Source organism: Buttiauxella selenatireducens (assembly GCF_031432975.1).
Classification (GTDB): Bacteria; Pseudomonadota; Gammaproteobacteria; order Enterobacterales; family Enterobacteriaceae; genus Buttiauxella; species Buttiauxella selenatireducens.
This window is the reverse complement of sequence record NZ_CP133838.1, coordinates 2846974-2864456: the sequence shown is the minus strand read 5'-3', so window position 1 is coordinate 2864456 and position 17483 is coordinate 2846974. Positions and strand designations below refer to the sequence as shown.

Genomic DNA, 17483 nt, shown 5'->3' with positions numbered 1-17483 from the left:
TATTTCAGGAGTAATCTGTGTTTACCCCTTTTGGCGTGATTTGCAGGGTTAAGATGTTATAATTTCCAGATGTTTAGAAAAGCGGTTCCGTTGTTTACCCTTTCATATGCACTCCTCAGCGCGGGAGGGGCTGCCAGCACCCGGCAGACCTTTATCGAGCAAGCCGAAAACCCTTTTGACCAAACCACTGAACAGTTGCCCGATATGGGCCTTGCGCCTGAAAGCGATGCCGCGGCGCGGGAAATCGCCGCGATGGCAAAGAAATTCGGTGAAGCCAGCATGTTGGATGACGGGCTGGATTCGGGTGAACAAGCGCGGATGTTCGCTTTTGCCAGGCTGCGGGATGTATTAACGGACAAAGTGACCAACGAAGCCGAATCGTTATTGTCGCCCTGGGGTAAAGCCAGCATAAATTTGCGAGTCGATGAACACGGTAACTGGAACGGCAGCAACGCCTCGCTTTTTAGTCCGTGGGAAGATAACAATCGTTACCTGACCTGGAGCCAGATAGGTTTTGCCCAGCAGGATGAGGGCATGATGGGTAACCTTGGCGCAGGGCAGCGTTGGGTTGCCGGGCAATGGTTGTTGGGCTACAACGCTTTTTATGACAATCAGCTCTCCACCCATTTGCAACGCGCAGGGTTAGGCGCTGAAGCATGGGGTGAATATTTACGTCTTTCGGCAAATTTCTATCAGCCGCTCAACAGTTGGCAAGAAGGCGATAGCGAAACGCTGGAGCAGCGCCTTGCACGGGGTTATGACGTGACCGCGCAAGCCTGGCTACCTTTTTATCGGCACATCAATACCAGCCTGAGCTTCGAGAAGTATTTTGGTGACAGTGTTGATCTGTTTGATAGCGGCACCGGTTATCGCAACCCGGTGGCGGTGACGATGGGATTGAACTACACGCCGATCCCTCTCGTCACGCTCACAGCCCAGCATAAGCAGGGTGAGAGCGGCGTGTCGCAGGATAACCTTGGGCTGAAAGTAAACTATCGTTTTGGCGTGCCGGTGAGTAAACAGCTTTCTGCCGCTGAAGTGGCGACCACCAGTTCGCTGCGCGGCAGTCGGTATGACAGCGTGGAGCGCGATTCGCTGCCGGTGCTGGAATATCGCCAACGTAAAACATTGTCGGTCTTTTTGGCCACGCCACCCTGGGAATTACAGCCTGGTGAAACGGTGGCACTCAAGTTGCAAATCCGTGCCAGCCACGGGATTCGAAGCATCATCTGGCAGGGCGACACCCAGGATCTGAGTTTGACACCACCTGCCGATAATCGTGATACCAACGGCTGGAGCATGATTATGCCTGCATGGAGCGAGCAGGGGCCACACGAGTATCGTCTGTCTGTGGTTATCGAGGATGATAAAGGCCAGAAAGTCACGTCTAACTGGATTACGTTGAAAATGGCGGAACCGCTGCGGGTGGATCCGCTCAACGATCCACGTTACGAGTTATTACCCGAATAGTCGCGGAATCCACCGTTCTTTCCATGACACAAGCAATCAGAAAATACGATCCTGATGCACCCAAACGGCCGCTTCTACGCGGGATTTGAGCTTCATCTTTTTAAGCAGATGCTTAACGTGAACTTTCACTGTGCTTTCCGTGATGTCGAGACGACGAGCGATCATTTTGTTCGGCAAACCCTGGGCGATCAGCTTGAGAATGTCGCGCTCACGCGGCGTCAGAAGATTCACATCGCGGTCAGATGTGGCGCGGTTGGCGCGTAAACTTGCGGCCAGCACTGGCGTTAGCGCTTCGCTAAGCACCATCTCCCCCGCAGCGGCTTGTTGCAACGCTTTGAGTAAATCTTCCGGTTCCATGTCTTTCAACAAATAACCATCAGCCCCTCTCTTCAGCGCGGTGACCACATCTTCTTCATGGTTTGAGACGCTAAAGACCACGATGCGGCCAGAAAGCGGTTTTTCGCGCAGGCAATCCAGCGTTTCCAGACCGTTCATGCCAGGCATATTCAAATCCAGCAAGATCAGATCAGGGTCGAGTTCCTCCGCCAGCAGTACGCCTTGCGCGCCATTGCCCGCTTCGCCCACAACGGCCAGTTCCGGCGCCATACTGATCAATTGTTTAACGCCAGTACGCAGCATCGGATGATCGTCGATTAGCAAAATGGTCGAGGCTTCCGGGTTACTCATGATGGGCTCCTGTGGCTATTTCGGGGATAAAACTCACGACGACTTGAGTACCGCCACCTGGGCGGGCAAGCACCTGGCAGTCACCTTTTAGGCTCTGTGCGCGGTCTCGCATAATAATCAGTCCGTAGTGATTGCGGCGTTCACCGTTGTCGGGGATACCACAACCGTTATCCCATATGGTTAAGGTCATTTGATTCTCGCGGTGTATCACGCTTACCCCACATGCTGTGGCGCTGGCGTGTTTCAGGCAGTTATTCAATGCTTCACGGGCGATTTGTACCAGATGAATCGCCTGATGTGAGGGCACCAGACGCGGCGGCACTTGATAATCGAGGACCACCGGGAAGCCGAGTTTTTCACTAAATTCGCGACAACTCTCTTCGAGCGCCGGACGCAATCCAGGTTCGGTCAATTGCAGACGGAAAGTGGTCAACAATTCGCGCAACTGACGCCATGAAGTATTCAGTTCGCTACGCATCTGGCCGAGTAATGTCTGCATTTCAGGGGGCAGCGTAGCCCCCTGCATTTGCAAACAGCTGACCTGCATCTTCAGGCAGGAGAGCGACTGGGCGATGGAGTCGTGTAATTCGCGCGCAATAGCGGATCGCTCCTCCATGACCACCAGTTGCTGTTGGCGTTCGTACTGGCGCTCCAGCGCGAGAGTAGCCGTCAATTGCTCCATCAGCGTCAACACTAATTGCTGTTGGTCGTGCGTCAGGCTGCTGCCAAGCGGTAACTGCGCCAGCACCAGACCGTATTGAATATGGTTATCGGTTAATCGCCATTTTTGCGGTGTCGTTTCGCAAGGCTCAGGGCTGGGTTCACGCGGGCAAAGATGACAACCGCTGGCTTCACAGCTGCTGTCGGGCTGGTAGGTATATTCTTCGTAATTCTCTTCGTCTTCATACTCGTAGACCCGTAGTTCGAGATTACGCAGCGGCGTCAAATGCTGTAGATCGCTCAGGACCGGAGACAGGCGCTGACACAGCGGAGCCTGAGAGTGCAAACGGCGATTAGCCTGATAGAGAAATGACAACATCTGATTTTTTTGTTCAAGCCCAGCGGTTTTCTCACGCACACGCTGCTCAAGGCTTGCGTAACTTTCCGCGAGTTCTTCCGACATACTGTTTAACGCCACACCCAGCGTCGCCATCTCATTTCGACCCCGCACATTGACGCGATGGGTGAAGTCACGCTGCCCAATGGCTTGCGCCATGGTCAGTAACTTTCGCCACGGACGCAGCAGGCGTTTGCGTAACCAGATGACCGTGAAAATGATCAACAACCCCATTAACGCGGCCATACCCAGTTGCAACTGGATAATCCGCTGCAGGCGCAGTTCGGTTGTGTGGTCAAACGTCGTGACCAGTTGATCAATGCGCCCGACGAAACCCGCTACGTGCGGTTTAACCTGTTCGGCATTTGTGGCACGACGCAGGGCAGGCTCTAACGCCTCGCGCCAGTAATGTTGCAGCGCGGCTAATTTATCTTGTTGCCCGTCCTGTTCTGCCGCTTCTTTTAAGTCATCGCTCCAGGTGGTTTTTTCCATCTCATCAAGCAGAGCATTGTCTTTCTCGGTGAGCGGAATGGCGGCCAACAGACGATAGCTTTGCATGCGCATCGACCCGGCTTTATTGATTGCGTGCGCGTTGCCCTGAATACCTTGTGCCAACCAACCCGCAAGACTCATTCCCGCGACACCCAGCAGCGCCAACAGCAGCACAATCAATGCCAGTTGGTTAAACAAGGTGAGTGGGGATAGCAGGCGTTTTAGCATCGTAAGGTGAGCTCCGGGGCGGATAAAGAATGCGCGTATTCTCAGACATCCCCTGGAGTATACCCATACCCATTAAGGATTACCCACAAATAGCCATAGGTAGCATCTCGTGGTGTAAGGGGATTAACACTGCGGTTCAGCCATGTGAAAAACCACACTATTTTCATGATTTATCATTACCCACAAAGAATGATGGTCAATTTTTAGGCGTGATTCAGATGGTTTATCCCTTGATTCACATCAATTTTTATTCCCAATTAGCACCTAATGTGGCGGCAATTACTCTCACAATTTTTGAGGTGTTTATGTCTCAGTCTCCCGAACAAAGCCCAAAAACGGGTTCGCTCATTACTGAATGGCGACCTGAGGAACCTGCATTTTGGCAAAGTAAGGGTCATGGCATTGCCAGCCGCAATTTATGGATTTCCGTACCGTGTTTATTGTTAGCGTTCTGTGTGTGGATGCTGTTTAGTGCGGTAGCGGTCAACCTGAATAAAGTGGGTTTCAACTTCTCCACCGATCAGCTGTTTATGCTGACTGCGCTGCCGTCTGTTTCTGGTGCCTTATTGCGCGTGCCTTACTCCTTCATGGTGCCGGTCTTTGGCGGTCGTCGCTGGACGGCGTTCAGCACCGGGATTTTGATTATCCCTTGTGTCTGGTTAGGCTTTGCGGTGCAAAACCCAGCAACGCCATTTGGCGTGTTCATCATCATCGCGTTGCTGTGTGGTTTTGCGGGGGCAAACTTTGCTTCCAGCATGGCGAACATCAGCTTCTTCTTCCCGAAAGCAAAACAGGGTGGCGCGCTGGGTATTAACGGTGGTCTGGGTAATCTTGGCGTGAGTGTCATGCAGTTAGTGGCTCCGTTGGTGATTTCGCTTTCCATGTTCGCTGTATTTGGCGGAACCGGCGTTGAGCAAGCGGATGGCACGATGCTGTTCCTGGAAAACGCCGCATGGGTGTGGGTGCCGTTGCTGGCGATTTTCACCCTTGCCGCCTGGTTTGGAATGAATGACCTGGCGACCTCGAAAGCCTCTCTGAAAGCGCAATTACCGGTACTTAAGCGCGCTCATCTGTGGATTATGGGCGTGCTGTATCTGGCGACATTTGGTTCGTTTATCGGTTTTTCTGCCGGTTTTGCGATGCTGGCAAAAACCCAGTTCCCGGACATTAACATTCTGCACTTCGCCTTCTTCGGCCCGCTGTTTGGTGCCCTGGCGCGTTCAGCGGGTGGCGCAATCTCTGACCGCTTTGGCGGGACTAAAGTGTCGCTGATTAACTTCGTGTTTATGGCGGTATTCAGTGCGCTGTTATTCACCACGCTGCCACACAATGGTGTGGGCGGTAACTTCATCGCCTTCTTCGGTGTGTTCCTGATGCTGTTCCTGACGGCGGGTTTGGGGAGTGGTTCCACCTTCCAGATGATCTCCGTTATCTTCCGTAAATTGACGATGGACCGCGTGAAAGCGCAGGGCGGAACTGAAGAAAGGGCGCTGCGCGAAGCCGCGACCGATACTGCCGCAGCGCTAGGGTTTATCTCTGCGATTGGTGCAGTTGGCGGGTTCTTTATCCCTAAAGCGTTTGGTACATCGCTTGCTTTGACTGGGTCCCCGGCGGGCGCAATGAAAGTCTTCCTGGTGTTTTACATTGTTTGCGTGGTGATTACCTGGGTCGTGTATGGCCGTAAATCATCCAAATAATCGCCGTCATTCTTCGAGCTGCAGGGGTGTTGGCTGCACTGACTCACCCCAGTCACTTACTTTAGTAAGCTCCTGGGGATTCGTAAGTTTGCCGCCTACCTGCAACTCGAATTATTTAGGCGATAGTTGAGTTGTTTTTGTGTTATCCCTTGCGCGCGACTTCGGTCGCGCTTTTTTTGCCTGAAAAACCCCCGCGACCTGCTTTATTCTGAGAGAAACCTCACATTTAGAATATCTACTCCCCCAGGGACCATTGTCACACTCGTTGGCTGAGAGTACCGTGACTGAAAATCTGGTTTAAACCAAATGGGTTCAAACATGAAGAACACCTCAACAGTAGAAGCCGCAAAAGAGATGCTTAACGACTGGCTCAACAAAGGTGTTGTCCAGCCGGGCGGTAAATTACCTTCTGAGCGTGAATTGGAAGAATTACTGGGCATCAAGCGCATGACGCTGCGACAGGCGTTGTTGTTTCTCGAAGGGGAAGAGAAGATCTTTCGCAAGGATCGTCGCGGCTGGTTCGTTGCCTTGCCGTGCTTCAAATACAGCCCTAATACCTCCACCAGTTTTAAGCAGGCCGCACTGGAACAGGGGCGTTTGCCATCCTGGGGATTTCTGGAAAAAGAGCGAGTTTATAGTGCTGAGCCTGAAATTTTGTCGCAGTTGAATGTGAACGACGGCGATGAAATGTACAAAATCAGCGGGTGGGGTGCCCTTGATAACCATAAAGTTTTCTATCACGAAACGTTTATCAACGCGCAGCTCGCCCCAGGGTTTATCGACAAGTTAGGCGACCGTTCTTTTGTCGACGTGTGGCAAGAAGACTTCGGCAAAACCTCGCGCACGCAGCATTTAGCGTTTAAACCGACACGGCTTTCGGTGGGCGCATGTAAAGGGATGGGCGGCACACCAGGCACCCCGTCTATACGTGTTGAAAAATACCGAGCTGACGAAGCCGGGCACGTTATTCAGGTTGATATCGAATATTGGCGTTTTGAATCTGTAGAGTTTTTTATCGATTTATAGGAGTTACCATGGATAGCATCCAGGCTACAAAAATTGTTGAGCGTGTCGCGGGTCTGCCGCTTTATCTGCATGCATATGCGTTCCATTTAAATATGCGTATGGAAAAGATCCTGCCGGAAGATTTGCTGGATATCGCCAGCCAGCAGCAACTGAAAGGCGTAAAAATTCATGTTGTGGATGGCGAAAGCCAGTCGTTAAGACATGCCAGCGATGAACGGCTAGACCGCTTTGCGGCGAAAGCACGCCAGTTAGGATTGGATGTTCATATCGAAACCAGTGCATCGGACGCTAAGACCATTGATGAAGCGGTGAATATTGCGCTGAAATCGGGTGCAACTTCTGTGAGATTTTACCCACGTTATGAAGGCACGCTCTCTGAGGTAATGGATATCATTGCCAAAGATATTCAGTACATTAAAAAGCAATACCAACACTGCGGCCTGACATTTACCCTTGAGCAACATGAAGATTTGCAAAGCCATGAACTGGTGCAGTTGGTCCAACAAGCCGACTTCCCGCAGCTTTCACTGCTGTTTGATTTTGCCAATATGATTAATGCTAATGAAGAGCCACTCGAAGCATTAGCGGTGATGGGAAAAGAAATCACCCAGGTGCATATCAAAGATGCGTTGATTAATCACGAAGGTGAAGGGCGTGGGCATACAGCGTGTATTTCTGGACAAGGTGAATTACCTTTTAAAGAATTACTCCTGCAATTAGTGTGTTTGGGTGAGGATAAACCACAAGTCACTGCATTCGGTCTTGAAGAAGAAGTCGATTATTATGCTCCGGCATTTCGTTTTACCAATGAAGACAGTAATCCATGGATACCATTACGTGAAATGAGTGAAACGCCTTTGCCAACGTCCGGGCTTGATGAGCGACTGAATAAAGAGATCGATGATGCAATGAATCAAATACGTCATGTACGTAATATTCTTGACGATCTCAATAAAGATGCCTTGGCTATTTTACAAAAATAAATTATCCGAAACGTTTAAATTCAGATCTCTCACTGCGCGTGAGAACACTGAACTTTTAAAAAAATAATTAATTCCGCTAATCCAGGTGTGGGTGTTTTATGCTAACTAAAAAAAGATGGACCATATTTAGCTTGTTGGTTCTGTGTGGTGGGACAATATATAAATTGCCTTCATTGAAAGATGCATTTTATGTCCCTATGCAGGAGTACTTCCATCTGACTAATGGGGAAATCGGCAATGCGATGTCGGTCAACTCGATTGTCACGACCATTGGTTTCTTCTTATCCATCTACTTCTCCGACCGTTTGCCACGCCGGTTTACCATGTCTTTCTCGCTGATTGCCACAGGCTTGCTCGGCATTTATCTGTCAACGATGCCAGGCTACTGGGGGATCCTCTTTGTTTGGGCATTGTTTGGCGTGACCTGTGACATGCTGAACTGGCCGGTGTTGTTGAAGTCGGTGAGTTTGCTTGGCGACAATACGCAACAAGGGCGACTGTTTGGTTTCTTTGAAACAGGACGAGGCATTGTTGATACCATTATTGCGTTTAGCGCCCTGGCGGTATTCACCTGGTTTGGCAGCGACTATTTCGGCTTTAAAGCGGCTATTCTCTTCTACTCATTTATTGCAATTGTTGTAGGCGTTGTCATTCTCTTTGTATTGAAAGAAAGCCCAGAAGAACAAGTGGCTAAAAAAGAGAAAGATATCACCAAAGAGAGTCGTCCTGGATTGGGTGGGGTATTAAAAAACAAAACCGTTTGGCTCATTGCCTTCAGTGTATTCTGTGTTTACGCAGTCTATTGTGGTTTAACCTTCTTTATTCCATTCTTAAGAAATGTTTACGCACTGCCGATTGCACTGGTTGGCGCGTACGGGATTATTAACCAATATTGTCTGAAAATGGTCGGTGGCCCAATTGGTGGGTTAATTGCGGATAAAGTTTTAAAATCCCCAAGTAAATATCTGTTCTATACCTTTATTATTAGTGCCGTTGCATTGGTTGGCCTAATTCTATTACCTCATGAACATATGCCAGTTTATTTGGGTATGGCCTGTACATTACTGTTTGGCGCGGTGATCTTTACCCAACGTGCGGTGTTCTTTGCACCTATCGGTGAGGCGGGTATCAGTGAAAAAAATACCGGTGCAGCGATGGCGCTGGGTAGCTTTATTGGCTATGCCCCTGCCATGTTCTGCTACAGCCTGTATGGGTACATTTTAGATTCACAACCGGGCCTTATTGGATATCAAATTGTGTTTGGTTTGATGGCCGTGTTTGCTTGCGCAGGTATTATCATTTCCGGTCTGCTGATTAAAAACATTCGTGCGGAACGTCTGTCTGAATCGTTAGCGTCTGCCTGATAAACACACAAAACGGTATGGGGTTTTCCAGTCTCGTGGAAAGCCCCATTTTCATTTCGTCGCGACCACTTTTCCCGACTTACCCCTTAATACCCAGCCTCGTGAATTTCTACTCCTTACCTGTTGTGCTGATGAGCGTAAATTTCATCATTTCAATATCTTACGAGTGATTTTGTTATTGCCACTTAGGGGGTAGATCAACTTTTCCTCTATATAGCAGCGTCCCTCCCAGTTGATCGGCATCAATTATCCCTTCAATTCCGCGGGTTACCGTGCCGCCATTGTCAGCAATGTCGTATTCATAAGATAGAGCCTCCAGGCTCCACATCAGGAGAACCCCGATGAGCAAATTTCTTGACCGGTTTCGTTACTTCAAACAGAAGGGTGAAACTTTTGCCGATGGACATGGCCAACTGCTCGATACCAATCGTGATTGGGAAGAAGGTTATCGTCAGCGTTGGCAGCACGACAAAGTGGTTCGCTCCACTCATGGTGTAAACTGCACGGGCTCCTGTAGCTGGAAGATCTACGTCAAAAGCGGCCTGGTGACATGGGAAACTCAACAGACCGATTACCCGCGCACTCGCCCCGACATGCCAAACCACGAGCCACGCGGCTGCCCACGTGGTGCGAGCTACTCCTGGTATCTCTACAGCGCGAACCGCCTGAAATATCCATTGATGCGCAAGCGTCTGATCAAACTGTGGCGCGAAGCGAAAACCCAACATAACGACCCGGTGAATGCCTGGGCCTCAATCATCAACGATCCCGAAAAAGCAAAAAGCTATAAACAAGCTCGTGGTCGCGGTGGTTTTGTGCGCTCAAGCTGGCAGGAAGTGAATGAACTGATTGCGGCAGCCAACGTCTTTACCGCAAAAACCTTCGGCCCGGACCGCATCGCCGGTTTCTCGCCGATCCCGGCAATGTCGATGGTGTCTTATGCCTCTGGCGCACGCTATCTGTCCCTGATTGGCGGCACCTGCCTGAGCTTCTACGACTGGTATTGCGACTTACCGCCAGCGTCACCCATGACCTGGGGTGAGCAAACTGACGTTCCGGAATCCGCCGACTGGTATAACTCCAGCTACATCATCGCCTGGGGTTCTAACGTTCCGCAGACGCGTACGCCTGATGCTCACTTCTTCACTGAAGTGCGCTACAAAGGGACGAAAACCGTTGCGGTAACACCGGACTACGCTGAAATCGCCAAATTGTGCGACCAGTGGTTAGCACCAAAACAAGGCACCGATGCGGCGATGGCGCTGGCAATGGGCCACGTTATGCTGCGCGAGTTCCACCTCGACAACCCAAGCCAGTACTTCACTGATTACGTGCGCCGTTATACCGACATGCCAATGCTGGTGATGCTCGAAGAACGTGAGGGTTTCTACGCGGCGGGCCGTATGCTGCGTGCCTCTGACCTGGTTGATGGTCTGGGCCAGGAAAACAATCCGCAGTGGAAAACAGTGGCGTTGGACAACCGAAGCGACGAACTGCTGGCACCAAACGGTTCTATCGGTTATCGCTGGGGCGAAAAAGGCAAGTGGAACCTGGAACAGCGTGATGGCACCAGCGGCGAAGAAGCTGAACTGCGCCTGAGTCTGCTGGGCAGCCACGACGAAGTGGCGAACGTCGGTTTCCCATACTTCGGCGGTGAAAGCACCGAGCACTTCAGCAACGTTAAACTTGATAACGTGCTGATGCATAAACTGCCGGTGAAACGTATTCAACTGGCTGATGGTTCTACTGCGTTGGTGACCACTGTTTATGACCTGACGCTGGCAAACTACGGTCTTGATCGCGGTCTGGATGATGAAAACTGCGCGTCCAGCTATGACGATGTGAAAGCGTATACCCCAGCGTGGGCTGAGCAAATCACCGGTGTTTCTCGCCAGAACATTATCCGCATCGCTCGCGAGTTTGCTGATAACGCCGACAAAACTCATGGCCGTTCGATGATCATCGTCGGTGCCGGTATGAACCACTGGTTCCACATGGACATGAACTACCGTGGCCTGATCAACATGTTGATCTTCTGCGGTTGCGTAGGGCAGAGCGGCGGCGGTTGGGCACACTACGTGGGCCAGGAAAAACTGCGTCCGCAAACCGGCTGGACTCCACTGGCGTTCGCGCTGGACTGGCAGCGTCCGCCACGCCATATGAACAGCACCTCGTTCTTCTACAACCACTCAAGCCAATGGCGCTATGAGTCGCTGACCGCTGAAGAACTGCTTTCCCCGCTGGCGGACAAATCTCGCTACAGCGGCCATTTGATTGACTTCAACGTGCGCGCAGAGCGTATGGGCTGGCTGCCATCGGCTCCACAGCTCAACACTAACCCGCTGCATATTGCGAAGCAGGCCAAAGCGGCAGGCATGAGCCCGGCTGATTTCACCGCGCAGCAACTGAAAAGCGGCGACATTCGCTTTGCGGCGGAGCAGCCGGATGCGGGCAATAACCATCCTCGCAACTTGTTCGTCTGGCGCTCTAACCTGCTGGGTTCTTCCGGTAAGGGCCACGAGTACATGCTCAAATACCTGTTGGGTACTGAGAACGGTATTCAGGGCAAAGATCTGGGCAAAGAAGGCGGCGTGATGCCGGAAGAAGTCGAGTGGGTCGATAACGGCCTGGACGGCAAACTGGATCTGGTGGTGACGCTGGACTTCCGTTTGTCGAGCACCTGCCTGTATTCCGATATCGTGCTGCCAACCGCGACCTGGTATGAGAAAGACGATATGAATACTTCGGATATGCATCCGTTTATTCACCCGCTTTCTGCCGCCGTAGATCCTGCCTGGGAATCGAAAAGCGACTGGGAAATTTATAAAGGCATCGCGAAGAAATTCTCCGAAGTGTGTGTCGGCCATTTAGGCAAAGAAACCGATGTGGTGACACTGCCAATCCAGCACGACTCTGCTGCCGAACTTGCACAGCCGTTTGGCGTGATGGACTGGAAAAAAGGCGAATGTGACCTGATCCCAGGTAAAACAGCGCCGCACCTCATTACTGTTGAACGTGATTATCCGGCGACTTACGAACGTTTCACCTCTATCGGCCCACTGATGGAAACCATCGGTAACGGCGGTAAAGGCATTGCGTGGAATACGCAGAGCGAAATGGATCTGCTGCGTAAGCTCAACTACACCAAAACTGAAGGCCCGGCCAAAGGTCAGCCGATGATCAACACGGCAATTGATGCCGCAGAAATGATCCTCACTCTGGCACCAGAAACTAACGGCCAGGTGGCCGTCAAAGCCTGGGCTGCGCTGAGCGAATTTACCGGTCGTGACCACACGCACCTCGCGCTCAACAAAGAAGACGAGAAGATTCGCTTCCGCGATATTCAGGCTCAGCCGCGCAAAATTATCTCCAGCCCGACCTGGTCCGGCCTTGAAGATGAACATGTTTCCTACAGCGCCGGTTATACCAACGTTCACGAGCTGATTCCGTGGCGCACGCTGTCTGGCCGCCAGCAGCTTTATCAGGATCACCAGTGGATGCGTGATTTTGGCGAAAGCCTGCTGGTTTACCGTCCACCGATTGATACCCGTTCGGTAAAAGGCGTGATGGGTAAAAAATCTAACGGTAACCCAGAGAAAGCGTTGAACTTCCTGACGCCGCACCAGAAATGGGGCATTCACTCTACCTACAGCGACAACTTGCTGATGCTGACGCTTTCACGCGGCGGCCCGATTGTGTGGATGAGTGAAATCGACGCCAAAGATCTGGGCATCGAGGATAACGACTGGATTGAAGTGTTCAACAAAAACGGTGCGCTAACGGCGCGTGCGGTGGTGAGTCAACGTGTGCCAGAAGGCATGACGATGATGTACCACGCGCAGGAACGTATCGTGAACCTGCCGGGTTCTGAAATCACCGGTCAGCGCGGTGGTATTCATAACTCGGTCACCCGAATTAGCCCGAAACCGACGCATATGATTGGCGGTTACGCACAGCTGGCATACGGCTTTAACTACTACGGCACCGTCGGTTCAAACCGTGATGAGTTCGTCGTGGTGCGTAAGATGAAAGACATTAACTGGTTAGACGGTGAAGGCAATGACCAGAAACAGGAGAGCGTAAAATGAAAATTCGTTCACAAGTCGGCATGGTGCTGAATCTTGATAAATGCATCGGCTGTCACACCTGTTCTGTGACCTGTAAAAACGTCTGGACCAGCCGCGAAGGGATGGAGTACGCGTGGTTTAACAACGTCGAAACCAAACCGGGTATCGGTTATCCGAACGACTGGGAAAACCAGGAGAAATGGAAGGGCGGTTGGATCCGTAAAATTAACGGTAAGTTGCAACCGCGCATGGGTAACCGCGCGATGCTGCTGGGTAAAATCTTTGCTAACCCGCATCTGCCGGGTATCGACGATTACTACGAACCGTTTGATTACGACTATCAGCATCTGCATAACGCACCGGAAGGTAAGCACCAACCGATTGCCCGTCCACGCTCGCTGATTACCGGTCAGCGCATGAACAAAATCGAAGCGGGCCCAAACTGGGAAGAGATCCTCGGTGGCGAATTTGATAAACGCGCCAAAGATCAGAACTTCCAGAATATGCAGAAGGCGATGTACGGCCAGTTCGAAAACACCTTTATGGCTTATCTGCCACGGTTGTGCGAACACTGCCTGAACCCGGCATGTGCGGCGACCTGCCCGAGCGGTGCTATCTATAAGCGTGAAGAAGACGGCATTGTGCTGATTGACCAGGACAAATGTCGCGGCTGGCGTATGTGCATCACCGGTTGCCCCTACAAAAAAATCTACTTCAACTGGAAAAGCGGTAAGTCCGAGAAGTGCATTTTCTGTTATCCACGTATCGAAGCGGGTATGCCAACCGTGTGTTCGGAAACCTGCGTCGGCCGCATTCGTTACCTCGGCGTGTTGCTGTATGACGCGGATGCTATCGAACAGGCCGCAAGTACCGAGAACGAAAAAGATCTCTACGAGCGTCAATTAGGCATTTTCCTTAACCCGAACGACCCGGCGGTTATCGAGCAGGCGCTGAAAGATGGCGTGCCACAGAGTGTGATTGACGCGGCACAGCAGTCCCCAGTTTATAAAATGGCCATGGACTGGAAACTGGCGCTGCCGTTGCACCCGGAATATCGCACCTTGCCGATGGTCTGGTACGTGCCGCCGTTGTCGCCAATTCAGTCAGCGGCTGACGCGGGTGAGTTGCCGCACACCGGTATTTTGCCTGACGTTGAAAGTCTGCGTATTCCGGTGGAATACCTGGCGAATTTGCTGACCGCAGGGGATACCGCGCCGGTTCTGCGCGCCCTGAAACGCATGATGGCAATGCGTCATTACAAACGTGCTGAAACAGTCGAAGGCGTGAACGATACTCGCGCGCTGGAAGAAGTCGGGTTGACCGAAGCGCAGGCGCAGGAAATGTATCGTTATCTGGCGATTGCTAACTACGAAGATCGTTTCGTAGTACCGAGCAGCCACCGCGAACTGGCGGCAGATGCCTTCCCGGAAAGCAAAGGCTGCGGTTTCAGCTTTGGTGATGGTTGCCACGGTTCAGACAGCAAATTCAACCTGTTCAACAGCAAACGTATTGACGCGATTGATGTGACCAGCAAAACGGAGCCAAAACCATGATTGAACTTCTGGTGATTTCCCGCTTGCTCGAGTACCCGGATGCTGCCTTGTGGCGGCATCAGCAGGAACTTCGTGATGCATTAGTCGAGGGTAGTGCGCTTAATTTGCAGCAGGCGGCTCAACTTAACGGCTTTATTACGACCTTGTGCGGCCAGGATTTGTTGGATACGCAAGCCGGCTATAGCGAGTTATTCGATCGCGGTCGTGCCACGTCATTGCTGTTGTTTGAACATGTGCACGGCGAATCTCGTGACCGTGGGCAGGCAATGGTGAACTTGATGAACCAGTACCAGCAGGCCGGTATGGAAATCGACAGCCGTGAGCTGCCAGACCATCTGCCGCTGTATCTGGAATATCTGTCGCAGCGCGACGAAGCCGAAGCACGCGGTGGTTTGCAGGATGTCGCGCCGATTCTGGCACTGCTGGCGGCGCGTCTGAAACAGCGTGAAAGCGATTATGCGGTGCTTTTTGATGTGCTGTTGGGGTTATCGCAAAGCAATGTGGCGGTGGAAAGCGTCAGCCAACAAATTGCCAATGAAGCTCGCGATGATACTCCGCAGGCGCTGGATGCGGTTTGGGAAGAAGAACAGGTGAAATTTGTTGCGGACGCTGGATGCGGCGAGTCTGAAATCAGCAGCCATCAGCGTCGTTTTGCCGGGGCTGTCGCTCCGCAGTATTTGAATATCGGAGGACAGTAATCATGCATTTTCTCAATGTGTTCTTCTACGACATTTATCCGTATCTCTGCGGCACGGTATTTCTGCTGGGCAGTTGGTTGCGTTATGACTATGGTCAGTACACGTGGAAAGCCGGCTCCAGCCAGATGCTCGACCGTAAAGGGATGAACCTCGCATCTAACCTGTTCCATATCGGGATTCTGGGGATTTTCGCCGGTCACTTCCTTGGCATGTTAACGCCGCACTGGATGTATGAGTCATTCCTGCCAATCGATGTGAAGCAGAAAATGGCGATGATAGCCGGTGGTGCGTGTGGTGTGATGACGCTGGTGGGCGGCTTGCTGCTGCTCAAGCGTCGTTTGTTCAACCCGCGTATTCGTGCAACATCAAGCACGGCGGATATTCTGATCCTTAGTCTGTTGATGATTCAGTGTGCGCTGGGCCTGCTGACGATTCCATTCTCAGCGCAACATATGGATGGCAGCGAGATGATGAAGTTGGTGGGATGGGCGCAAGCTGTTGTGACCTTCCACGGTGGCGCATCTGAACATCTGGATGGTGTCGCGTTTATCTTCCGCGTGCATTTAGTGCTGGGGATGACGCTGTTCCTGCTGTTCCCGTTCACCCGTCTGGTGCACGTATGGAGCGCACCGGTTGAGTATTTGACGCGTAAATATCAGGTGGTTCGCGCTCGTCGTTGAGTTCTGATTGCTTGATGTGAGATACCCGGCTTCGGCTGGGTATTTTTTTGCTTTTAATTTGGCATTTTTTTGCCCTCACCCCAGCCCTCTCCCCCAGGAGAGGAGAAAATCGAACGCTCCTTCTTCTGGGGGAGAAGGTTGGGATGAAGGCGTAATAAACTCTTCCCCAACGGGAATATGAAAGATTGTGCGATTTGGATAAATTGGGAAGGTACTACAGAAGATGGTGGCGGGGGAAGGATTCGAACCTTCGAAGTCGATGACGGCAGATTTACAGTCTGCTCCCTTTGGCCGCTCGGGAACCCCGCCAGGGGTGTTTGATAATACAGGCCGTGCTTGAAGATGGTGGCGGGGGAAGGATTCGAACCTTCGAAGTCGATGACGGCAGATTTACAGTCTGCTCCCTTTGGCCGCTCGGGAACCCCGCCAGGGGTATTATATAAATTTCTATATGGCTTTCGTGCTCGCCGCCTTCGTCTGGAAGCGGGGCGCATCATATCAAATGAAGCGCCGCTGTAAAGCACTCACTGTAAGAAAATGAATCGTTTGCCGTTTTTTTACGCGTAACGTTGTAAAGCTAAACAATTCATCCGTTAACCACTACAGAATGATGGTGCGATTACCATAAACAAACACGCGTTGTGCCAGTACCTGGTATAGCGCACGGCTCAGAACATTTTTCTCAACGTCACGTCCGGCACGCATCATATCTTCGGCGCTGTACGTGTGATCGACGTTAATCACGTCCTGCATGATGATTGGGCCTTCATCCAGATTGTCATTCACATAGTGCGCGGTGGCACCGATGATCTTCACGCCACGCTCGTATGCCTGATGATAAGGGCGCGCGCCGATAAATGCCGGCAGGAACGAATGGTGAATATTGATAATCTGGTTAGGGAAGCGTGAAACGAATTCTGGCGTTAACACGCGCATATATTTCGCCAGTACCACGAAATCTGGTTTATGCGCTTCAATCGCGTCAGCCATCTGTTTATCGTGATCTTCACGCGTCAGCCCTTCGTGGCTCACCAGCTCAAACGGAATATCAAAACGTTCAACCAGCGTGCGCAGCGTCTCATGGTTGCCGATAACTGCGGCAATTTCGACATCCAGGCCGCCATAGTTGGCCTTCATCAATAGATCGCCCAGGCAGTGTGCTTCTTTGGTCACCAGAATCACGATGCGACGACGGCCAGCAGGTGTCAATTCACGCACTGAACCTTCAGGTAATGCGCCATCTAAATCCGCAAGCAGGGTGTTGTCATTGAAAATACCTTCGAGCTCGGTGCGCATAAAGAAGCGACCGGTACGATGATCAACAAATTCATTATTCTGAACGATGTTCAGTTCGTGCTTGTAACAAATATTGGTGATCTTGGCGATTAACCCTTTTGCGTCAGGGCAGATGGTACGTAGTACTTTGCGTTGTAATGCTTGCGTCACTGGGTGAGTCCTGTTGTGTGTATTTTCTTGATTTG

12 protein-coding genes and 2 tRNA genes are annotated in these 17483 nt (G+C 51.5%); 9 read left to right on the top strand and 5 right to left on the bottom strand.

Annotation, left to right across the window (positions count from 1 at the left end; translation table 11 throughout):
• Positions 1-69 precede the first annotated feature (69 nt).
• Positions 70-1470, top strand: coding sequence for a YchO/YchP family invasin (locus RHD99_RS13130; RefSeq protein ID WP_309874338.1), 1401 nt, complete (start codon positions 70-72; stop codon positions 1468-1470).
• Between the two features lie 36 nt (positions 1471-1506).
• Here the strand turns inward: RHD99_RS13130 and narL are convergent, their stop codons facing one another.
• Together narL and narX are read right to left on the bottom strand one after the other, a co-directional pair.
• Complete coding sequence (gene narL / locus RHD99_RS13125) at positions 1507-2157, bottom strand: two-component system response regulator NarL (RefSeq protein WP_183271673.1); 651 nt, start codon at positions 2155-2157, stop codon at positions 1507-1509.
• Positions 2150-3934 (bottom strand): nitrate/nitrite two-component system sensor histidine kinase NarX, encoded by a 1785-nt coding sequence (gene narX / locus RHD99_RS13120; protein WP_183271672.1) that lies wholly within the window; start codon positions 3932-3934, stop codon positions 2150-2152. Before narX ends, narL begins: the two co-directional genes overlap by 8 nt.
• 305 nt (positions 3935-4239) lie before the next feature.
• On the opposite strand from narX, the gene narU reads away from it, so the two are divergent.
• From narU to narI, 8 genes are all read left to right on the top strand, one after another.
• Positions 4240-5631, top strand: a complete 1392-nt coding sequence (narU, locus tag RHD99_RS13115) for a nitrate/nitrite transporter NarU (protein WP_309874335.1) — start codon at positions 4240-4242, stop codon at positions 5629-5631.
• Positions 5632-5949: 318 nt separating this feature from the next.
• Positions 5950-6657 (top strand): GntR family transcriptional regulator, encoded by a 708-nt coding sequence (locus tag RHD99_RS13110; protein WP_309874333.1) that lies wholly within the window; start codon positions 5950-5952, stop codon positions 6655-6657.
• 8 nt (positions 6658-6665) lie between these two features.
• Entirely contained in the window at positions 6666-7640 is a 975-nt protein-coding gene (locus RHD99_RS13105) for a sugar phosphate isomerase/epimerase family protein (RefSeq protein WP_309874331.1), read from the top strand.
• Between the two features lie 98 nt (positions 7641-7738).
• Positions 7739-9004 (top strand): MFS transporter, encoded by a 1266-nt coding sequence (locus RHD99_RS13100; protein ID WP_309874329.1) that lies wholly within the window; start codon positions 7739-7741, stop codon positions 9002-9004.
• Between the two features lie 341 nt (positions 9005-9345).
• Positions 9346-13092 carry a nitrate reductase subunit alpha gene (locus tag RHD99_RS13095; protein WP_309874327.1) on the top strand — a complete coding sequence of 1249 codons (3747 nt, stop codon included), beginning with the start codon at positions 9346-9348 and terminating at the stop codon, positions 13090-13092.
• Entirely contained in the window at positions 13089-14624 is a 1536-nt protein-coding gene (gene narH / locus RHD99_RS13090) for a nitrate reductase subunit beta (protein ID WP_309874326.1), read from the top strand. Before RHD99_RS13095 ends, narH begins: the two co-directional genes overlap by 4 nt.
• Positions 14621-15322, top strand: coding sequence for a nitrate reductase molybdenum cofactor assembly chaperone (gene narJ / locus RHD99_RS13085; RefSeq protein WP_309874324.1), 702 nt, complete (start codon positions 14621-14623; stop codon positions 15320-15322). The genes narH and narJ overlap by 4 nt, the downstream gene beginning before the upstream one ends.
• Before the next feature lie 2 nt (positions 15323-15324).
• Positions 15325-16002: a respiratory nitrate reductase subunit gamma gene (narI, locus tag RHD99_RS13080; RefSeq protein ID WP_183271664.1), complete on the top strand. Its 678-nt coding sequence runs from the start codon at positions 15325-15327 to the stop codon at positions 16000-16002.
• Positions 16003-16226: 224 nt separating this feature from the next.
• On the opposite strand, the gene RHD99_RS13075 is transcribed toward narI, so the two are convergent.
• The 3 genes from RHD99_RS13075 to purU form a co-directional block, all read right to left on the bottom strand.
• Positions 16227-16311, bottom strand: a tRNA-Tyr gene (locus RHD99_RS13075).
• A gap of 34 nt (positions 16312-16345) precedes the next feature.
• Positions 16346-16430: transfer RNA gene (locus RHD99_RS13070), tRNA-Tyr, on the bottom strand.
• Between the two features lie 172 nt (positions 16431-16602).
• Positions 16603-17448, bottom strand: a complete 846-nt coding sequence (gene purU / locus RHD99_RS13065) for a formyltetrahydrofolate deformylase (protein WP_183271663.1) — start codon at positions 17446-17448, stop codon at positions 16603-16605.
• Positions 17449-17483: the final 35 nt, after the last annotated feature.

Coding starts and splice junctions, on each gene's coding strand:
- narX (WP_183271672.1), bottom strand. CDS start 3,934: ATGCTAAAACGCCTGCTATCCCCACTCACCTTGTTTAACCAACTGGCA.
- narU (WP_309874335.1), top strand. CDS start 4,240: ATGTCTCAGTCTCCCGAACAAAGCCCAAAAACGGGTTCGCTCATTACT.
- narH (WP_309874326.1), top strand. CDS start 13,089: ATGAAAATTCGTTCACAAGTCGGCATGGTGCTGAATCTTGATAAATGC.
- narJ (WP_309874324.1), top strand. CDS start 14,621: ATGATTGAACTTCTGGTGATTTCCCGCTTGCTCGAGTACCCGGATGCT.
- RHD99_RS13100 (WP_309874329.1), top strand. CDS start 7,739: ATGCTAACTAAAAAAAGATGGACCATATTTAGCTTGTTGGTTCTGTGT.
- narI (WP_183271664.1), top strand. CDS start 15,325: ATGCATTTTCTCAATGTGTTCTTCTACGACATTTATCCGTATCTCTGC.
- RHD99_RS13105 (WP_309874331.1), top strand. CDS start 6,666: ATGGATAGCATCCAGGCTACAAAAATTGTTGAGCGTGTCGCGGGTCTG.
- RHD99_RS13095 (WP_309874327.1), top strand. CDS start 9,346: ATGAGCAAATTTCTTGACCGGTTTCGTTACTTCAAACAGAAGGGTGAA.
- RHD99_RS13130 (WP_309874338.1), top strand. CDS start 70: ATGTTTAGAAAAGCGGTTCCGTTGTTTACCCTTTCATATGCACTCCTC.
- narL (WP_183271673.1), bottom strand. CDS start 2,157: ATGAGTAACCCGGAAGCCTCGACCATTTTGCTAATCGACGATCATCCG.
- RHD99_RS13110 (WP_309874333.1), top strand. CDS start 5,950: ATGAAGAACACCTCAACAGTAGAAGCCGCAAAAGAGATGCTTAACGAC.